Annotated in this window: 17 protein-coding genes; 15 read left to right on the forward strand and 2 right to left on the reverse strand. The window is 35.1% G+C overall.

Annotation, left to right across the window (positions count from 1 at the left end):
- Nucleotides 1-89: 89 nt before the first annotated feature.
- The 7 genes from F5ESL0261_RS01085 to F5ESL0261_RS01115 all read left to right on the forward strand — a co-directional run bounded on the left by F5ESL0261_RS01085 (nt 90) and on the right by F5ESL0261_RS01115 (nt 7,730).
- Nucleotides 90-1,952 carry an FAD-dependent oxidoreductase gene (locus tag F5ESL0261_RS01085; protein WP_122051848.1) on the forward strand — a complete coding sequence of 621 codons (1,863 nt, stop codon included), beginning with the start codon at nt 90-92 and terminating at the stop codon, nt 1,950-1,952.
- Between the two features lie 116 nt (nt 1,953-2,068).
- Entirely contained in the window at nt 2,069-2,782 is a 714-nt protein-coding gene (locus F5ESL0261_RS01090; RefSeq protein WP_122051849.1) for an isocitrate lyase/phosphoenolpyruvate mutase family protein, read from the forward strand.
- The gene (locus F5ESL0261_RS01095; protein ID WP_122051850.1) at nt 2,772-3,647 is read left to right on the forward strand and encodes an oxaloacetate decarboxylase; all 876 of its coding nucleotides are present in this window, start codon (nt 2,772-2,774) and stop codon (nt 3,645-3,647) included. The genes F5ESL0261_RS01090 and F5ESL0261_RS01095 overlap by 11 nt, the downstream gene beginning before the upstream one ends.
- Before the next feature lie 14 nt (nt 3,648-3,661).
- Nucleotides 3,662-4,825 (forward strand): MFS transporter, encoded by a 1,164-nt coding sequence (locus F5ESL0261_RS01100; protein ID WP_122051851.1) that lies wholly within the window; start codon nt 3,662-3,664, stop codon nt 4,823-4,825.
- A 121-nt stretch (nt 4,826-4,946) separates the two neighbouring features.
- The gene (locus tag F5ESL0261_RS01105) at nt 4,947-5,969 is read left to right on the forward strand and encodes a Gfo/Idh/MocA family protein (protein ID WP_122051852.1); all 1,023 of its coding nucleotides are present in this window, start codon (nt 4,947-4,949) and stop codon (nt 5,967-5,969) included.
- Between the two features lie 26 nt (nt 5,970-5,995).
- Nucleotides 5,996-6,859: a sugar phosphate isomerase/epimerase gene (locus F5ESL0261_RS01110; RefSeq protein WP_122051853.1), complete on the forward strand. Its 864-nt coding sequence runs from the start codon at nt 5,996-5,998 to the stop codon at nt 6,857-6,859.
- A gap of 19 nt (nt 6,860-6,878) precedes the next feature.
- Nucleotides 6,879-7,730, forward strand: a complete 852-nt coding sequence (locus tag F5ESL0261_RS01115) for a TIM barrel protein (protein ID WP_158595180.1) — start codon at nt 6,879-6,881, stop codon at nt 7,728-7,730.
- Between the two features lie 336 nt (nt 7,731-8,066).
- On the opposite strand, the gene F5ESL0261_RS01120 is transcribed toward F5ESL0261_RS01115, so the two are convergent.
- Together F5ESL0261_RS01120 and F5ESL0261_RS01125 are read right to left on the reverse strand one after the other, a co-directional pair.
- Nucleotides 8,067-8,915 (reverse strand): TIM barrel protein, encoded by an 849-nt coding sequence (locus F5ESL0261_RS01120; protein WP_122051855.1) that lies wholly within the window; start codon nt 8,913-8,915, stop codon nt 8,067-8,069.
- 11 nt (nt 8,916-8,926) lie between these two features.
- Nucleotides 8,927-9,784 (reverse strand): TIM barrel protein, encoded by an 858-nt coding sequence (locus tag F5ESL0261_RS01125; protein WP_158595181.1) that lies wholly within the window; start codon nt 9,782-9,784, stop codon nt 8,927-8,929.
- A 390-nt stretch (nt 9,785-10,174) separates the two neighbouring features.
- Between F5ESL0261_RS01125 and F5ESL0261_RS01130 the strand changes: the two genes are divergently transcribed.
- The 8 genes from F5ESL0261_RS01130 (at nt 10,175) to F5ESL0261_RS01165 (ending at nt 19,292) form a co-directional block, all read left to right on the forward strand.
- On the forward strand, nt 10,175-11,026 hold the full coding sequence (locus F5ESL0261_RS01130; protein ID WP_122051857.1) for a PRD domain-containing protein: 852 nt from the start codon (nt 10,175-10,177) through the stop codon (nt 11,024-11,026).
- 12 nt (nt 11,027-11,038) lie between these two features.
- Nucleotides 11,039-12,913: a glucose PTS transporter subunit IIA gene (locus tag F5ESL0261_RS01135; RefSeq protein ID WP_122051858.1), complete on the forward strand. Its 1,875-nt coding sequence runs from the start codon at nt 11,039-11,041 to the stop codon at nt 12,911-12,913.
- A 14-nt stretch (nt 12,914-12,927) separates the two neighbouring features.
- Nucleotides 12,928-14,355, forward strand: coding sequence for a 6-phospho-beta-glucosidase (locus F5ESL0261_RS01140; protein WP_122051859.1), 1,428 nt, complete (start codon nt 12,928-12,930; stop codon nt 14,353-14,355).
- Between the two features lie 197 nt (nt 14,356-14,552).
- Complete coding sequence (locus F5ESL0261_RS01145; RefSeq protein WP_158595182.1) at nt 14,553-16,682, forward strand: BglG family transcription antiterminator; 2,130 nt, start codon at nt 14,553-14,555, stop codon at nt 16,680-16,682.
- Entirely contained in the window at nt 16,639-17,094 is a 456-nt protein-coding gene (locus F5ESL0261_RS01150) for a PTS sugar transporter subunit IIA (RefSeq protein WP_122051861.1), read from the forward strand. The genes F5ESL0261_RS01145 and F5ESL0261_RS01150 overlap by 44 nt, the downstream gene beginning before the upstream one ends.
- Nucleotides 17,091-17,369: a PTS sugar transporter subunit IIB gene (locus F5ESL0261_RS01155; protein WP_122051862.1), complete on the forward strand. Its 279-nt coding sequence runs from the start codon at nt 17,091-17,093 to the stop codon at nt 17,367-17,369. The genes F5ESL0261_RS01150 and F5ESL0261_RS01155 overlap by 4 nt, the downstream gene beginning before the upstream one ends.
- A gap of 14 nt (nt 17,370-17,383) precedes the next feature.
- Nucleotides 17,384-18,649: a PTS ascorbate transporter subunit IIC gene (locus tag F5ESL0261_RS01160; protein WP_122051863.1), complete on the forward strand. Its 1,266-nt coding sequence runs from the start codon at nt 17,384-17,386 to the stop codon at nt 18,647-18,649.
- A 10-nt stretch (nt 18,650-18,659) separates the two neighbouring features.
- Nucleotides 18,660-19,292, forward strand: a complete 633-nt coding sequence (locus tag F5ESL0261_RS01165) for a ketohydroxyglutarate aldolase (protein ID WP_122051864.1) — start codon at nt 18,660-18,662, stop codon at nt 19,290-19,292.
- Nucleotide 19,293: the final 1 nt, after the last annotated feature.

Here is a 19,293-nt window from a genome sequence, read left to right on the forward strand (position 1 = left end):
AACAGAGCACACTTGTTTAATTTAATTTTATTAAGTTAGTTTTCGCCTAAATTGCCTTTTTATAAAAAATAGTGAGGTTTTTAATATATATGATTATTGATAAGTCCATTAAATGGGATAAAGTCTACGATGTAGTAGTTTTAGGATTCGGTGGCGCAGGTGCCAGTGCAGCTAGGTTTGCTGCTGATAATGGGGCAAAAGTCCTCCTTGTTGACAAAGCACCTGAAGGCCATGAGGGAGGCAATACTAGGTATTCGGGTCAAAATGTTGGTTATACACCAGACCCGCAAAAATTCAGAACCTATTATAAAGCCTTGGCCCAGGGCTTTCACATTGATGAAGATGTGGAAGATACTGTCATTAATGGTTTGGCCAATATGAAAGAGTATTTTTCTAAATACTTGGAAGTTGAGCCTTTTGTGTTTGGTGAGCATCCGGATGACAACCCGTTGTCTCATACTGCAGATAACCAAACCACTGCCACTCACCCAGAATTTCCTGATTCTTCGGCTTCAGAGTTAATGACAGTTCATAATGGCATGTTTGATTCCGCTTTATGGACTGTACTTAGAGAAAGAGTTTTGGACAGGATGGATGATATTGATGTTTGGTACGATTCACCAGCAGTTCATATTATTCAAACGCTGGATAAGACAGTAGTTGGTGTCCAAATTAAAAGAAAAGACAAAGTTAGAAATATCGGTGCCCGTAATGGTGTGGTTTTGTCAACTGGTGGCTTTTCAAACAGTAAGATTAAGATTCAAGACTTTATTGGTGAACATCATTTGGCTCCTGTTGGTACGCTCTATAATACTGGTGATGGCATTGATCTTGCGCTTGAAGCTGGTGCCAGATTATGGCATATGACAACTTATAATTCCGCTGGCATTGTGGGAGATTTAACTTTGCCGGTTAAAGAAGGAGAACGCAGTGTTTTCCAGCCAGCAGATATTGATGCTAAGGAAATGTACACTGGCAGTATTTTTGCAGTTGGTGATGATGGTACAAGATATTGTCGTGAAGATATTTTCAGTATTGAAGGCTGGTTTTATAATCATGGTCAATGGCGTACACCTCAGGCACCGATCAAGCCATATGTTGTCTTTGACCAAAAACAATACGAAAGATTAGCAAAGATTGATCATGTTCCATATCAGCGTGCGCTAAAGAACTTCTTAATTAGTGCAAATAGTGTTGCGGAACTGGCTGCAAAAATTGATGTCAAACCAGAAACGTTAACTTCAACAATTGATACTTTCAATTCTTATGCAGAATCTGGAAACGACTTAGACTTTCACAGAGCAGCTGCGACTTTGGAAAGATTTGATACATCTGATACCATTTATGCTTTGCCAATGGTTCAATCTGTTGCTCAAACTCATGGTGGTCCTAAGAGAAATGGCAAAGCTGAGATCATGGATCCGTTTAACAATGCCATACCGCATTTATACGGAGCAGGAGAATTAGGTAGCAATATTGTCAGAATTTATCAAGGTGGAGAAAACCTGGCTGACTGCTTGATATTCGGTAAAGTCGCTGGTGAAAATGCAGCTAAGGCTAAGCACGATAAAGATGCTCTGTTTGAAAACGGCAACGATGCTGCTACAGGTGCTTCTGTTAAAGCAGATCCTGATTTAGCAAGTGATTTAAAGAAGAAATACACTTTTGAACTTGGCAAGAATCAGTATCTTGGCGTAAGTTCTGCCGGCATGGGTAATGATATTGTGGTTCGCGTTACTGTAGATGACAATCAAAACCTTAAAAATATTGAAGTTTTACAAGAAAGCGAAAGTGAAGACTACGGTAAGAGAGCAATCAAAGCTTTACCAAAAATTATGGTAGAGAAAAATACTTATGATGTTGATGCTATTTCCGGTGCCTCATCATCCAGCAGAGCTATGAAAGAGGCTGTTAAACAGGCTTTAGACTCGGCTAAAGAAAAAAATAAATAAAATACAGTCTTATTGCAAAATGTAATTTATAGAACTCGCAGTTGACTTTTCGGAATGATCAAATATACATTCAGAAATTAACCTCTGCGAGTTTTTTTAATAATTGGAGAAAAATAATGTTAAAAGGAATAATACCTGTAACTATCTCTGCCAACTTAATTAAAAACTTGGAAAGTGACCAACCGCTTTTTGTCAGTGGTAGATTGCTAGCCATAATGACTTTAGGAAAAGATAATGAAGGTTTGATCACAAGGCGTGAGTATTTGCAATATTTTAGTACGCTTAGTATAGAAACAGAAGCAACCTTAATTGCTGATGGCCAGTCCGGTTTTGGCAATGAACTTAGTGCCTGGACTACCGCAAAGGAATTGGGAAATGCAGGGGCACGCTATTTAGTTCTTAATGATCAAAAGTGGCCAGCCACCTCTACTGAAATAGCAGGTACATTAGCTAAAAAGATTTTTATGAATATGGTTAAAGCAGCAGTAGCAGGGGGTAAGGACTACGATTTACAAATTATTCCAAAATTAGAAGGAATAACAAAATATGGTTATGCAGAATTAATAAGCAGAATCGAATTACTTTTAAAGATGGGGATTAAGCAAATTATTGTTGATAGATTAACCCGAAAAGAATTGGTGCAATTAAAAGCTGAAAAATTTTTCTCAAAAATTGGAATTGAATTGGACAATACGGACTTAGATCTAAAAGAGGTCCAAAAATTTAAGCCGACATTTATAGTGCCTGTAGAATCTGTTATCGCAAATACTTTAAGCTCAGAACAACAGCTGTACGAATTTTATAGTAAGGAGAAGAATTATGAAGAATAAAGGCAAAACGATGCGCTTAATGTTTAAAAAGCTTGTTCATAACAGAACGGAAATCCTTAAAATGCCTGTAGTTGGGGACGGCTTATCAGCTAAAATAAGTGCAAAAGCAGGCTTTAAAGCAATCAATGTAACCGGATCTGCTACTAATTTCGCATATGGTAAACCTGATATGGGTTTTGCTGATTTTTATATATTATTCGATCAGGCCCGCAAAATTATTGAAAATGTTTCTATTCCAGTTTTATGTGATGTTGGCACTGGCCATGGTGCAAAGGAAAATATAGCACGAACAGCTCGTAGCTATGAAGCGATTAACGCGGCTGGAATTTACCTTGATGATGGTGTCTGGCCTAAGAGTTGTGGTCAAATGTCTGTGACACAAATAGCGTCAGTTTCCGAAATGGATAAAAGAATACATGATGCAGTTGAAGCTCGAAAAGACCCTGACTTTATCATTATGGCTCATTCTTCGTCTAGAGCAGTTTGTGATATTAATGAAACTATTGCTAAACTGCGTTCTTATTGCATTGCAGGCGCTGACATGTTATACGTCGACAGCGTTTCATCAGAAAAGGAATTACTGCAAATAACAAAAGAATTTTCAAAAATACCACTATTAATCAATTCTGCCAATTTAGCAAAAACTTTTAGCTGGAATGATTTGCTTAAAATGGGTTATAGCATGGCAACTTTCAAAGAAGAAGCAATTTATGCGAGAGTAAGTGGTGAGCAAGAAGTTTTAAAACAAGAAGAAAGTAATACCGCTACTGTTTCACTAAAAAAGAAAATTATTAGTGCACCGGCATTCGCAGAATTAGTTGATACTGAGCAGATGAACAGGCTTGAAAAAGAATTAATTTTATAAACTGGGATAGTAATATGAAAAATAAACATCAGATAATCAAGTTTATCATTATTATTATTCTGTTTTGGTTTGCACAATATGTTTATGTACCTTACCAAACACCATTTCTAGCTGCTATTAATGTTGCTTCCAGCTTTATCGGAATTGTGGTTGGGGCCTATGGCTTCTCGCAAATGCTATTGAGAATTCCTTTGGGAATGCTGGCAGATTGGCATTTAAACCATAAGTTGCTAATTACGTTAGGAACGTTATTAGCTGGACTGGCTTCAATTATGAGGGTACTTTTTCCTAGCGGTATTGGTTTTTTATTAGGTAACATCTTTTCAGGAATAGCTAGTTCAACCTGGCTCTCTTTTATGGTTTACTTTTTAAAACTACGTTCAGATGTGAGCAAAGTAGAAAACATGGGTATTCTGGTAATGGCCAATAATTTAGGAATGCTGCTCGGCTTTGTGGTTTCTAGTTTATTTTATGAAAAAATAGCCATGAAAGGCCTATGTATTTTAGGCGTACTAGCCGGTATATTAGCCTGCATTATGACCATAACGTTACCAACTTTTCAGTTCAGCTATAGTTCTGGAAAGAATTCTTTTATCAACTTAATCAATGTCTTTAAAAATAAAACTTTGCTAATCTGTGGCGTATTAGCTTTTATTCAACAAGGAATACAGATGGCTACTACCATGTCCTTTACCAGCCAGGTGATTAAAGAAATCAATGCACCGTCTTATGCTGAAGGATTATCCTCGATCATTTATATGTGTTCGGCTGTTTTATTTGCCCGCATAACGTCTTCAAAGTATATTGCCAAATTTAGTGACCGAAGTATTTTAATAGTTAGTTATATTTTACTGGCGCTTTACTGCTTTGCTATTCCTTTGGCTAGGCAAATCTATTTAATATATTTGTTACAGGTTATACCTGGAGTTGGCACGGGAATATTGTTTGCCATTCTTAATGCAGCAGCGATTTCTAACGTGCCACAGAAGGCACTTTCGACAGCAACAGGTGTTTTTCAGTCTATCTATGCTTTGGGAATGACACTCTTTCCCATTTTTGCGGGACAATTACGTGCACAATATTCAATGACTATTTCTTTTATAGTTATGGGTATTTTGGCTTTAATGGGTAACTGCATTGTGATCATTTTTTGGCAAAAAAAAAGTAATAATAATTAGCTGTTTTTTACATTTTATGAATATTTATATACATTGAGGCTCCAACTGAAAGCTCTATAATGAAATTTGTAACAAGTGAGCGAAAGCGCTTACTAATACTAAAATATATAGGAGGAATATTATGACACTTAGAATTGGTATTATTGGCTGTGGTTATAAAGGCTCAGACCATATTGACCGTGTCGCTAATAGAATTAATGGCGCCACTCTAGCAGGTGTTGCTGATATTAAACAAGAACTTGCTGAAAAATATGCTCAAAAATATAACTGCAAGCATTTTGAAACGGGTGAGGAATTAATCGAGTCACCTGATATTGACGCTATCATGGTAGTTACTCGTCCACACGATACTCATGTACCCTTTGTCTTGAAAGCTCTTGAAGAAGGAAAGTATGTCTTTAGTGAAAAGCCACTTTCAACTTCAGCAGATGATTGTAAACGCGTTGTTGAAGCAGAAACCAAAATTGGTAAAAGATTGGTTCAAGTAGGCTTCATGCGTCGTTATGACAATGGTTATCGTCAAATTAAGAAAGCTATTGACGAAGGCACTTATGGCAAGCCTTTACTCCTGCACATGACTCACAGAAATGAAACAACTGTTTCTGATTACTACGATAATGATGCCATTGTTGAAACTGCTATTCACGAATGTGACATTATGCACTGGTTAGTTGGTAGTGACTATGACAAAGTTTCATGCTTTATTCCTGGAGCACAAACCAAATACACTCACGAAGGTTTGCATGATCCCCAAGTGATGACATTTGATACTAAGAATGGTATCCATGCTGATCTAGAAGTATTTGTTAATAACCATAATAGTTACGATATTAATTGTGAAGTTGTCTGTGAAGAAGGAACTATTGCATTAACCAGCCCAATTTTCACTCAAGTAAAAACTCAAGAAAGAGCACAAACTGCAATTCCACAAAATGATAGTTTCCGTTTCCGTCAAGCCTTTGATTCAGAAATCCAAGATTGGGTAAATGGTGTACTAGCTGATCACCTTAACCCGACAGCTCCAACAACTTGGGATGGTTTAATGGCATGTGTAGCTGCCGATGCTTTAGAGAAATCACGTGACAATGGTTTTGTCAAAGAACCAGTAGTTTTGCCTGAAAGACCAGATCTTTACAAGAATTAATAATTAAAAAGGAAAAAGAGATTTTTATGAAATTAGCATATGATGCTTCAATGTTTCGCGATAGTACGCCACTTCACGAAACGATTGACAAAGTAGCAGAGCTAGGATACAAATATTTGGAATTAGCTCCTAGAACTGATTTCTTCTGGTTTTATCAATATCCTAAAGCAAATTCCGCTATGATTACAAATGTTCGCAAATGGTGTAAGGATGCTGGAGTTGAAATTTCATCTTTGGTTCCTGTCCAGCAATGGTCCTCACCTAACGAACAAGAAAGACAAGCAGCTGTACGCAATATGAAGAGGACAATTTGGCTTGCCTCTGAACTTGGGGTTAATACCATTAATACTGAATTTTCTGGGGATAAATATAATTCTGTTGCTTCAGAAGGTCAGTGGTATAAATCCATGGAGGAATTGCTTCCTATTTTTGAAAAGGAAGGAATTAGACTTGAAATTCAAGCCCACCCAAATGACTTTATTGAATCCAGTTATGCTGCTGCACAGCTTATTCGCTCACTCAACTCTGATAATGTTGGCCAAGTATTGTGTTCGGCACATGCCTTTTATTCTGATGGTGGTAAAGGTGATGTCAGAAAGCAAATTTTAGATTCAAAAGATGTACTGAGCCACGTCCTAATTGCAGATACGTTTAATTTTGCTGGTTCTTATGGATTGAGATATACTATCAACCCGCCTGGTGCTCCTGTAACTATTCATCAACACTTAAATCCTGGTGAAGGCGAAGTTGATATGGATGCCTTTTATTCTACGCTTCGTGAAATTAACTTTGATGGAATTGTGACCAATAATGTGTTTATGTGGCCTGATCGCATAGAATGGTCAAATGAAAAAACTTTGAAGTCTATTAAAGATGGACTCCACATTTAATGAAAGGAGGAATACCTGGATGCTTACATACAATGACTTTTGTATCAATAGAAAATCTGCCCCTGGATTAGACTTAATAGATTTTATTAACATGGTGGCTGATCTGAACATAAAATATATTGAGTTGCGTAATGATATAACAGGTGAAGTCGATAATTCTACCATTTTAGATGGTTATCAACCTGAAGAAATTAAGCAGTTGCTTGATGAAAAAAATATTCAAGTAGTAGATATTAATGCTCAGGGAAATATGGATCTGGTAGAGAGCTTAGAAGAAAACCTGAAAAGTCTTAACGAAATGATTGATATTGGCAAAGTTTTGCACGTGAAAAATATTCTGTTCTGTCCAGTTAGAGATGCAAATGACAAGAGAACGAGTGCAGAATGTCGTCAAGGCGCTATTAATAATATGAAGGCTTATTCTAAACTCTTAAAAGAAAATGGCATGAGTGGTTTGCTCGAGCCTTTGGGATTCATGGATTCATCCTTAAGAACACCATGGCTTGCACAAGATATTATTAAAGCTGCCAAAGTCGATAACTTCAAGTTAGTAGCTGATAATTTCCACTATTATTTAGCCGAGGTTACTAAAGAAGACTTTGAGACTAAAGTAGATCCTAAAATGGTTGGTTTAGTTCATTTAAGCTCAGTTGTTAATCAAAAGCCACGTGAAGAATTAGGTGATGCTGACCGAATCTTGGTAACTAAGAATGACATTATGAATGCCTTAAATCACGTAAAAATGTTTGAAGAAAGTACTTATAATGGCTTATATTCTTTTGAACCATTTTCTCCAGACTTGTATAAATGGGATGCAGAAAAAGCCAAGAAAGAAATTGTTCGTAGCATAGATTTAATTAATGCCCAGTAATAAAATTAATATATATCTCTCAAACAAATTCAATTCGTTTATCTAAAAATAACTTTCAAAAAGAATATTGAACATTTAAAAATAGATGTTCAATATTTTTATTTTTGACTAATTTGCTTTTTAGAAGAGCATGGCGCAAGCAGTTTGGTGGACCGTTTCAAGTAATGAAAGTATAACCAGTGATTACGTATATTATAAAAAGTCTGGATACCTAGACCTATTTGGAATAGTAATTTTAAAATCTAATATGTCTTTAGTATATAAAAAACTGTTGACAGCTTCTTAAGCGAATCTTTCAACAGTTTTTAGGATTTAAGCGATTTTAGATCTGGTTTTCTAACCGGCAATTATTTTTTCAATACTGTCTGCAATTTGTTGTTTGCATTTATCATAACTCCAATTATTAATTTCAGGTGCACAAGGCTCAAATGAATAAAGACCGAAATAGTTGCTCTCCTTAAACCAATTTGCTTGTTCAATAGATTTCATCACGTCTTCTTCATTAGCAGAGATAAAGTAACGATCGGCATCATCAGCTTCTTCTGGAGATTTTGCAGAAGTAATAGAACTTAAATGAATTAAGCCAACACGGCTGACATCGACCTTTTCGTCAAAATCATCTTTAGTAACCTCGGCTTTATAATAATGGAAGGTATCTGCAATTAACTTAAAGTTTTTAGCATCCGCCTCTTGTAAAACCTTTTGTGCAACCCACGGGAAACGCAATGATGAGTCACCAAATCCTAAAGGTTCTACCAAGCCATTAACGCCCACAGTTCCAAGAATATCTGAATAAATTCTAATATTATGAACTAGATCATCAAATTTTTGTTCATCAGTACGGATATCATCTGCATTCCTGATAGGAGTAAACAAAATATGATCAGCACCAATTTTTTGTGCAATTTCAGCTAATTCGGAAACTCCCTTTAATTTTGTATTCAAGTCACTGCGATCATCAAGATTAAATTCGGCTGAAATATTTGCTACATGAACATCATAATTGCGCTGCAAATTATTAAACTCTGCAATGCTCAAATCATCCAAAAAATTGCTCCCGTGGTGTATGTCTGTTCTTAATTCTATATTATGAACTCCGACATCATTAGCTAATTTTACAAAGTCGGGCAGAGATAAGCCTCCTGCACAGCAGCGATTAATACAAAAGTCATTTAGTTCCAACATAATAAATCCTCCTAAATATTTTTAATCAGGTTAATGCTCTTGATAAGATTTTTCTTTGCAGTTTCATAATCCCACTTGCAAAGTTCGTCTGAGAATGGCTCAAATGAAAATAGACCATCAAATTTGCTATTTGAAAACCAATTAATAGTGTCAAATGCATTGATATTATCATGATTTGGATCACTTAAAAGCACACGATTTTGATCAGTCAATTTAGATTTTGGCATCTGAGTTTCAATTGTACTCATATGGATGAGACCAACTTTATTAACATCAAGCTTATTATCTAAATCATCACGTGTGACACCGCCCATAAACCAGTGAAATAAATCGGCTACTACTTTAAAATTGGTTGCACCAGCTTCTTCGATAATATCAATGGCTCTAAATGGGGTTCTGATTGAACTTTCAAGGAAACCTAATGTTTCAAATAAACCAGACATTCCTTTATCTTGAAGTCTTTTTGCAAATTCTTTAATGGTTTTAACACCTTCATTAAATTTTTGGCTGTCACTTCTATCGTCGTGCTTGTCCATTACCGGACAGAAAAGAATTTTTTGGGTCCCAATTCCCTGAGCGATTGTAATCATCTCATCGAGATCATTTAAATTGCTGTCTTTCTGGCTCAATAAATCCGTATTACCAAGTGAATTTATATCTTCAACCTGAACGTCGTATTTTTGTAATAGATCATTAAAATCTGAAATACTCATTCCATCCAAAATATTTTTGTTGTCAGGTTCTTTACCTAGATCATTTCGCAATTCCACATGTTTGATTCCTAATTCACTTGCTAGTTTAATAAAATCAGCAAGTGGTAAACCAGGTGCTGATTTACGATTAAGACATAAATTTGAATTATTAATCATATTAAATACCTCCATTTATAAAAGCGTTTTCCATCTTTAATGGTAGATAATAAAAAATAGAAGGTAAATGTAAAAAAGACGCAGGTATGTGTACGAATCTAAAAGGAAAGATAAGAGGTCTAGAAAAATTTTGATGGAAGAATTTAGTTTTTACTAGCTACACTTTTATTTAATCTGAGCAAATGAAGACAAACTTTACTGGCACAAAAATCAAGCAAACATACGAACTCAATAAAACTTTGTCTAATTTTTATTTGAAAGAGTTTACAAGAAATGATATACTTATATCCATTAAGGACGTTACTTTTTACAAGGCGTTACTTACAGTTTTTTTGATGAGCTGTGGGTAACGCTTTTTTTATAACGTTTTTTGGAAAAGAGGTGGAAAAATTGTGGATTTTGAAGAATAACTTGAACAATAACGCTATTTTAGTTGAAGATCAGTCAAAAAATGAACGAATAATTTTAGGTAAAGCAATTGGCTATGGCAAAAAAATTGGTTGTGTTATCGACCTTGAAAAAGCTCAAATAGAAAAGAATTACGTTATATTTGACCATGATTCCGTTAAGGCCTTTCAAGAATTAATAAAAAGGATTGACGATGCCAGTATTGAATATGCACGTCAAATTATTCAAAAAGGTGAACAAGAGCTAAATCTTAAGTTTAATGACATGCTACTATTGACTCTTTCTGATCATATTAGTTTTATGCTAAAAAGGGTCAAGCAAAATTTGAATTTTAAAGCTCCATTAGAATGGGATGTTAAAGTTATTTATCCTGAAATTTTTAAATTTTCTGAAAATGCTGTTGAATTTTTACGCGAACAGACAAAACTTGAGATTCCACACTCAGAGGCAACTTATATAGCTTTGCATTTGATTAATGCCAATTTTTCGATTAATGACATGGATACAACTATTTCCAGTACTAAAATTATTGATCAGGTTTTGGCAATCGTTTCTGATTATTACCAGAAGGACTTGAAAGAAGATTCATATAGTTATAAGCGCTTTATCAATCACTTAAGATATTTTATTTTGCGTGAACTAAATCATGAAACGTCCAATTCAAAAAATTCAATTTTAAAAGTTATAGAGGCCAAATATGCCCGTGATTTTCAGTGTGCAGAAAAAATTAAAGCTTTTTTGCATGACAAATATAACTGGCAGATTGGGGAGGATGAAATGCTTTATCTAACCTTACATCTTAACCAATTAACACTTGTTGATAATAAAAAATAATATGGAGTAAAAATGAAAAAAATAGATAAAGAAGCAAAAACGATCTTGAAATATGTCGGTGGCTCGGAAAATGTTAATAGTTTGGTCCATTGTGCTACAAGACTTCGTTTTGTACTAAAAGATAACAGTAAAATTAAGAAAGAAGATTTAAATAAATTACCGAGTGTTTTAAGCGTTGTTTTGAGTGGTGGACAATGCCAGGTCGTAATTGGTCCCAATGTAACTGAGTTTTATGATGTTATCAAAAAAATGATTGGTTCAGAAAATAATTCTGAAACAGAAGATAATAAGAATGAAAAGTTTTCACTAACAAAAGTTATTTCTGGTGCATTTTTGCCTTTAATATCCATTATGGCAGGGGCAGGAATGGTCAAAGCTTTATTAACAGTGCTAACGACAGTTCACTGGCTATCACCTACTAGTACACTATATTTAGTTTGTTCAGCTGCGGGTAATTCTATTTTTTATTTTTTACCGATATTTCTAGGTATTACACTGTCTAAGCAATTTAAGGCTGATCCCTTCGTAGGTGGTGCATTAGGCGCAGCGTTACTCGAGCCAAATTTTACAGGACTAATAGGAAAACATGGACTGCATTTATTTGGATTAGGCTTAGATCCAATTGATTATTCAATGACAGTTTTTCCGATTTTTGTAATTATTGCTGTCTATGCTTTACTTAATAAATTACTGAAAAAATACATCCCACAACAATTACAATTATTTTTAAACCCAATGATTTGTTTGCTTTTATTGGTTCCGGCAACTGTTTTAGTGTTTGGACCATTTGGGACCAATGTAGGTAATTGGATTTCAGCAGCAATTATGTGGTTATTTGGTAAAAGTAGGTTAATGGCCGGATTAGTATTAGGCGCTTCTTATCCATTCTTAACTGTTTTAGGACTACATTGGGGTTTTACGCCAATTACTCTGCAAAATTTAAAAGCCGTTGGTGGAGATGTAGTAGAAGGAGTTAATGTTTGTGCTGTCTGGGGACAAATAGGAATAGCTCTGGGTACTTTTCTTTATAGTGTTTATAAGCAAAAAAACACGAAACTGCGTGGCGTCTCAGGTTCGACGGCTATTACAGGAATTTTTGCTGGTGTCACTGAACCAATTTTATATGGTTTGATTATGCAGTCAAAGCGTTTAATGATAATTACTGCCATAGCTGGTGGCGTTGGTGGAGCAGTCAGTGCATTATTTCATGTTATGATGACCTCCTATGTCTTTCATAATATCTTTTCTATATTTATGCTGTCATATAAACCAATTGGCTTTATGGTTTTAGGTTCAGGTGTTTCACTTGTATTGGGTGTTCTTTTAACCTTCTTTTGGGGATTTAAAGACCAAAATACGGATTCAGATGAAATGGCAGCTGACCTCACTCAAGCAGTAAATAAAGATCAAACAGCAGAAAAAAATGATCATCAGGCTTTAGTAATCACTTCTCCTTTTACGGGTAAAGTGCTTAATCTTGCTGATGTTCAAGATGAAGTTTTTGCAAATGAGAGTATAGGCAAGGGAATAGCTGTTATTCCTAATTCGAATAAAGTAATAGCACCATTTAATGGTCAGGTAATTACTGTTATGCCTACTAAGCATGCCATTGGCTTACGCAGTGATACAGGCGTTGAGCTTCTTATTCATATTGGACTTGATACTGTTAATTTAAATGGTAAATATTTTAACGCTTTAGTAAAAAATGGCGATAGAGTCGAACAGGGACAGGAAATTTTAGAAGCAGATATGGAAATGATAAAAAAAGCTGGTTATACGCTCGAATCACCAATTATTATTACAAATCCTGAAAAATACCAAATTGATGTTAGCGTTAAGGAAGATGATATTATTCATACTCAGGATCAAATTATGTTTGTACAGTAGGAGATAAACTGCGAATGGAAAATAATTTTTTATGGGGCGGAGCTCTATCTGCTAATCAAGTTGAGGGCGCATATCTAGAAGACGGAAAAGGATTGGATATTTCAGATTTACTAACTGCAGGAACTGCAACAACTAAGCGGGAAATTACAACATCTATTAACAAGAAAGAGTATTATCCTAATCATAAGGCCATAGATTTCTATCATAGCTATAAAAGTGATATTAAATTAATGGCGAAAATGGGCTTTAAGTGCTTGCGTGTCAGCATTAATTGGTCAAGAATCTTTCCACATGGCGATGAAAATGAGCCTAATGAGCAAGGATTAAAATTTTACCATAACTTGTTTGAGACGATGAAGCAATATAACATTAAGCCCATCATAACATTGTCACACTTTGAAATGCCTTATTATCTGGTAGAAAAATTTGGCGGGTGGCGTAATCGCAAGTGCATCGCATATTTTGTAAAATTTGCTAAAGTTTGTTTAGATAATTTTATGCAATACACAAATTATTGGCTGACGTTTAATGAAATAAATAATCAATATTTAGTAGAAAATCCTCTTTTTCCATACACCAATTCCGGCTTAATTTTTAATGCAAATGATGATAAGCGTGAAATCATGTTCCAAGCCGTTCATAATGAGTTTGTTGCGGGAAGTCAGGTTGTGAAATATGCTCATTCTTTAAATGCCAACCTTAAGGTAGGCTGCATGGTGGCTGCTTCACCCTATTATCCCAACACTCCCAACCCAAAAGATATTCTGAAAGCGCAAAAGTTAAACCAATATCAAATGTTCTTCTCTGATGTACAAGTGCGAGGCAAATATCCTAATTTTATTTTAAAAGAATGGCAGGAAAAGGGTTATCATATTGAAATCACTGATAAGGATTTAGACGATTTAAACCATGGATGTGTCGATTACATAGGTTTCAGTTATTATTTATCAAGTACTGTGAGTGCAGACCCGAATAGAAAAATAATTGGTTCTGGCAATGCTGCCAGTGAAGATACAGTTGTCAATCCGTATTTACAAAAAAACAAGTGGGGCTGGACTGTTGATCCAATTGGGCTACGTATATGGCTAAATCAAGTTTATGACCGATACCAATTACCGTTATTTTTAGTTGAAAATGGTTTAGGTGCCGAGGATAAACTAACGTCAGATTATAAAATACATGATCCATACCGTATAAATTATTTAAAAGATCATATTATAGAAATGAAAAAAGCAATCGAACTTGATGGAGTCCCAGTAATTGGGTACTTGGTTTGGGGATGTATTGATTGTATTTCATTTACAACAGGCCAAATGTCTAAGCGATATGGATTAATCTATGTTGATTTAGATGATAGAGGCAAGGGTACACTGAAGCGTTATAAAAAGGATTCATTTGATTGGTTTAAAACCGTTATTAAAACAAACGGCAAGAAGCTTTAAAATTTTTGCTAAATCGTAAGAATTAAATGGAATATTATTTTTAAAAACATAATTCTGATTTGTAATCTGAATTATGTTTTTTTTATACAGATTAGAGTATATGAAAGTGTATCATTTTTCAGTTTTAAATGTGCAACAAGTTTCATTGCACCCCATTTATTATTTATTTGAGAGTTAGAAAGCAGGTGAAATATATCTTGTTGTATCACGAATACTTGTTACTAAAAATGTTAACAAATTCGAACTCTTTATTAAGTATTAGCCAAATAACTAATAAACTTCAAATAACTAAGAGAACTGCCTATTCAGCTATTAACGGGTTAAACGAATGGCTTGAGCTGCATGACTTGAATAAGATTATGACAGTTAGAAATCATGGCTATTTTGTTCAACCATACGAAATTTCTGAGATTGAGAAGAACCTTAAACATGATTTGCAGCAAGGAAAAGTTAAGCTGCCGCAATCGGTTAGAGTAATAGCAATTGAGTTTGCTATTCTTTGCAGAAAAAATAGGGTTACTATTGAATATTTAAACTCTCTAAACGGAGTAACGAGAAGAACCACTCAGAGTGACTTGGCGAAAGTAAAAAAAGACACTGAAAGCAGAAACTTGAAGTTAGAGTTAGAAGAAAGTGGCTATTTAATCACAGGTTTAGAGGAGGAAATTCGCAAATTTGCTTTACAAAAACTAGCTAATATTCAAGGAACAATGATTTTTGATAAGATTGCTCCATTTTTGAGTTTAGAAACTAAGGAAAAAGTAGAAATTGAGCAAGTACTTTTAACAGTTGAACAAAATATTGGTTGCTTATTAACAGATGAGTCAGTTTTTCAAGTTAAAGAGTACATCTGTTTTTCAGTTATAAGATACAGAAATGGACATTTTTTAAAAAATAACAGGAATAAAAAAATTAAAGGTAGCGGTAAGTTCGATCCTTTAATTCGTAATTTGCTGAGTTATTTGGGAATTTCTGCAGAACATTTAAACGCTGAAAGTCAGCTTCTCTGTAAAATAATTGATTCAAGACAAATAAGCAAAATAAGCAAAAATTTTGAATCACAAGAAATGTCTAATATTGCGGCACAAATTATCAAACGCTTTTCTGTAATTTCTGGAATTGATTTGGTAAACAATAAGAGCTTGCAAAATGCACTGACAACACATTTGGTAGCTGCTCAAAGAAGAGTTTTATACAATGTTCAGTTCTTAAATTCAAGCTTGTTAAGTATCAGAAAAAAGTATCCAGAAATTTATCTTTTAACTAAAGAAGCCATTCAGCCCTTTGAACAATATCTGAAAAAGTCTTTAACTGCTGATGAAATAGAACTGATTGCAGTGTACTTTGGCGGAGAAATTGAACTGCTCAAAAATGCAAAAAGTCAAAGTCTTAAAGAAAAAATTACTTTGGTATGCGGCAGTGGAATTGGGACGTCCCGTCTTTTAAAAATTCAACTCGAAAAAATGTTTCCTGATCAGTTAAAGATAAAGGTTATTACAAAGCAAGATTATGAAAAGCAAGCCAAAGTTCATGCAGATTTGGTCATAGCCACTTTACCAGTAACAAATAAAGGTGCTCCAATTGTAAATATCAATCACATTTTAACTGACTATGATTTACAAACAATCAGACAGCATTTGGCTTCTAAAGTTCAAACTTCATCTTCTGTTCATAATTCTCCGGCTGTTAAAACAACGCAAATTTTAGACATAGTTAGTGAATATGCTCATGTTAAGGACTTTACAGGTTTGACAGCCGCTCTGCAGAGTTATTTTTCTCAAAAAAATGTTCCTTTTAAAAAAGAGCAGAGCCATTTACCTTGCTTAAGCGAAATCTTGCCAGAAAGAAGAATTGCTTTTGAAAATGGCACTTATTCCTGGCAGGAGTCAGTAAAAGTTACTGGAAAGCTACTTGAAAAGGATCATATTGCTGATGAGAAATACACTTGCAAAATGTGTATGCAAATAGAAAAATACGGACCATACATGAAAATTATGGATAATGTCATGCTGCTTCACGCAAAGCCGGATAACCCCACAAAGTATTCTGTGCCTGGTATGAGCCTGGTTTGTTTTACCCCGCCTGTTAAATTTAGCAACAATATCAAAGCAAAATATGTTTTTAGCCTTTATGCACCAAATTCTAATTCTCAATTAAAGGCGCTAACACAATTAACTGAAATTTTTTCCAATAGAAGTCTATTAGAAAAATTTGAACATGCTGAAAACGCACCTACTTTTATTAAACTCTTTGATTCCGTAGAGAAAGGAGATGAAAAATTAAGTGACACCACTAATAGATCCGAAATTGATTCAATTGAATGTTAGCGCAAAAAATTGGCGTGATGCCATTTTAAAAGCAGGTCATCCCCTTGTTAAAAATAGTTTAGTGACAGATAACTATTTGAAAAGCGTCATTAAAATAGCAGAAGAAATGGGACCTTATATCGTATTTATGCCTCATGTTGCTTTATCGCACGCCAAGATAGAAGACGGGGCATTAAAAGATGGGATAGGATTGACTGTTTTAAAAAATCCGGTCCCTTTTCATAACAAAGATAACGATCCGGTTAAATATATTTTTACCTTAAGTTCTACAAAAGCAAACGGGCATCTGGATCAAATGGCACAGCTGGTTAACTTACTTTCAAAAAATGACTTTTTCGAAATAGTTAGTCATGCAAATAATGTGCAGGAAATAATTAATTATATAAATGAATTTGAAGGAGAAGAAAAATGAAGAAAGCAATAATTACATGTCGGGCTGGTATGGGTACTAGCACAATGCTAACGGTGCAAGTTAGAAATGTTGCTAAAAAGAAGAAATGGGACCTTGATGTTAGTCATACCAGTATAGACGGAATAGGCAGCTTTAATGGTGACTTTATCATTGCTTTGAGTGATGTAGCTGATGATTTAAGAGCCAAAGAGAAAAAAATTCCCATAGTAGGTATTAAAAATATGATGGATCAAAATGAAATTGAAGCTAAATTAGCTCCTCTTATGAATGAATAAAGCAGGTGAATGAAATGTTAAATTTTATTATTAGTTTTCTAAGTCAACCTGCAGTGCTGCTTGGTTTTGTGGCATTTATAGGATTGGTTGCTCAAAAAGATAAAGATTGGACAGATGTCACAAAAGGTACAGCAAAAACTGTTATCGGTTTTTTAATATTCGGTATTGGTTCAAGTACTTTAACTGGGGTTTTACAAAACTTCAATGTTTTATTTCAATCAGCCTTTCATATTCACGGCTTGATCGCTTCTCCTGAAGCGGCCACAGCTGCTGCCCAAACAAAGTATGGCTTCGTTGTTGCTCTGATTTTAATTCTGGGCTTTGTAATGAACATCGTTTTTGCCCGAATTACACCGTTTAAAAATATCTTCTTTACAGGTCAACACAGTCTCTATTTTGCCTGTGTTTTAGGCCTAGTTCTTAAATTTAGCGGACTAAGCAATTTATGGTCCATTATTATTGGAGGAGTTATTTTAGGTCTCTGTGCCAGTGCTTTACCTGAACTTTGTCAGCCATTTATGCGTCGAATTACCGGTAACGATAATCAGGCGATTGGTCACTATAACATGTTTGGTTATGCATTGTCTGGTGCGATCGGCCTGCTGTTTAAGAAACACAAAGATGAAACCACAGAAAACTTTAACTTGCCGAAATCACTTTCGATTTTCAAAGACTTCTTGATGGGTCTTGCAATTATCATGTTGATTTTATTCTATGTGTCAGCGCTGGTTGCAGGTCCGGTAGTAACTGGTAAACTTTCTGGCTCAGTCAATTGGTTAGTTTATCCGTTTATTCAGGCTATGACATTTACTGCTGGAATGGGTGTTTTGATGTATGGTGTTGGAATGTTCCTAGAAGAGATTACTAATGCCTTTGTTGCAATTTCAACCAAGTTTATCCCAGGCTCACGCCCAGCTTTAGATGTTCCAACAGTCTTTCCTTTTGCACCGACTGCAGTCTTGGTAGGTTTTGTTAGTTCTTACACAGCAGGACTTGTAGCCATCGGAATAATGATTTTATTCCACAGTCCAATTGTGATTATTCCAGCAGCTCATATTTGCTTTTTCTCAGGCGGAACTGCTGCAATTTTTGGCAACTCAACAGGAGGCTGGCGTGGAGCTATTGCAGGTTCTTTTGTCGTGGGACTGTTGTTAGCCTTCTTACCACTAATCTTAGTACCCGTCTTCCAACAAATGGGTATCAATAGTTCAACTTTCCCGAACATTGATTACAACATTGTTGGTTCATTGCTTCATGGCGTTTTGCAACTGTTTCATTAGGAGTAATTAAATGTTACAAAAAAATTTTTATGTAAGACAAATTAGTGATTTAAACATATTGACAGTGGTGCGAGATACGCCTGCAGAAACTTTGCGTATTGCAAAAGCCTGCTTTAAAGGCGGCGTTAAAGCGATTGAAATAAGTTTTACCGTTCCTACAGCCTTAGAGGCTATGAAGCTGGTTAAAAAAGAAATACCTGAAATGGTAATATGTGCTGGCACTGTTTTAGATACTGCTACTGCCAGACTAGCCATAATGGGTGGTGCTGAACTGATACTTTCTCCTGCTTTTGATTTGGAAGTAGCCCAAATTTGTAATTTGTATCAAGTGCCTTATGCACCAGGTTGCAATAGCGTATCTGAAATAACTACTGCTTTAAAAAATGGTGCTTCTTTTATTAAAGTATTTCCAGGATCCAGTATGGGTGGAGTAAAAGAAATTAAAACAATAAGCACGCCTATACCTTATATGCCAATTTTGATTTCTGGCGGTGCTTCTGTAAAAAATTACCGTGACTTTCTCTTTGCTGGTGCTGATTGTGTCTGTTTTGGGTCAGCACTAACTGGTGATTCTGAAAAAATAACTGATAATGCTGTTCAGTTAACTAAAACTTTAGCTGATTTTCGGTCAGAGAAGAGGTAGT

Origin of the sequence: Lactobacillus sp. ESL0261 (assembly GCF_003693025.1) — a bacterium.
Lineage (GTDB): Bacteria > Bacillota > Bacilli > Lactobacillales > Lactobacillaceae > Lactobacillus > Lactobacillus kullabergensis.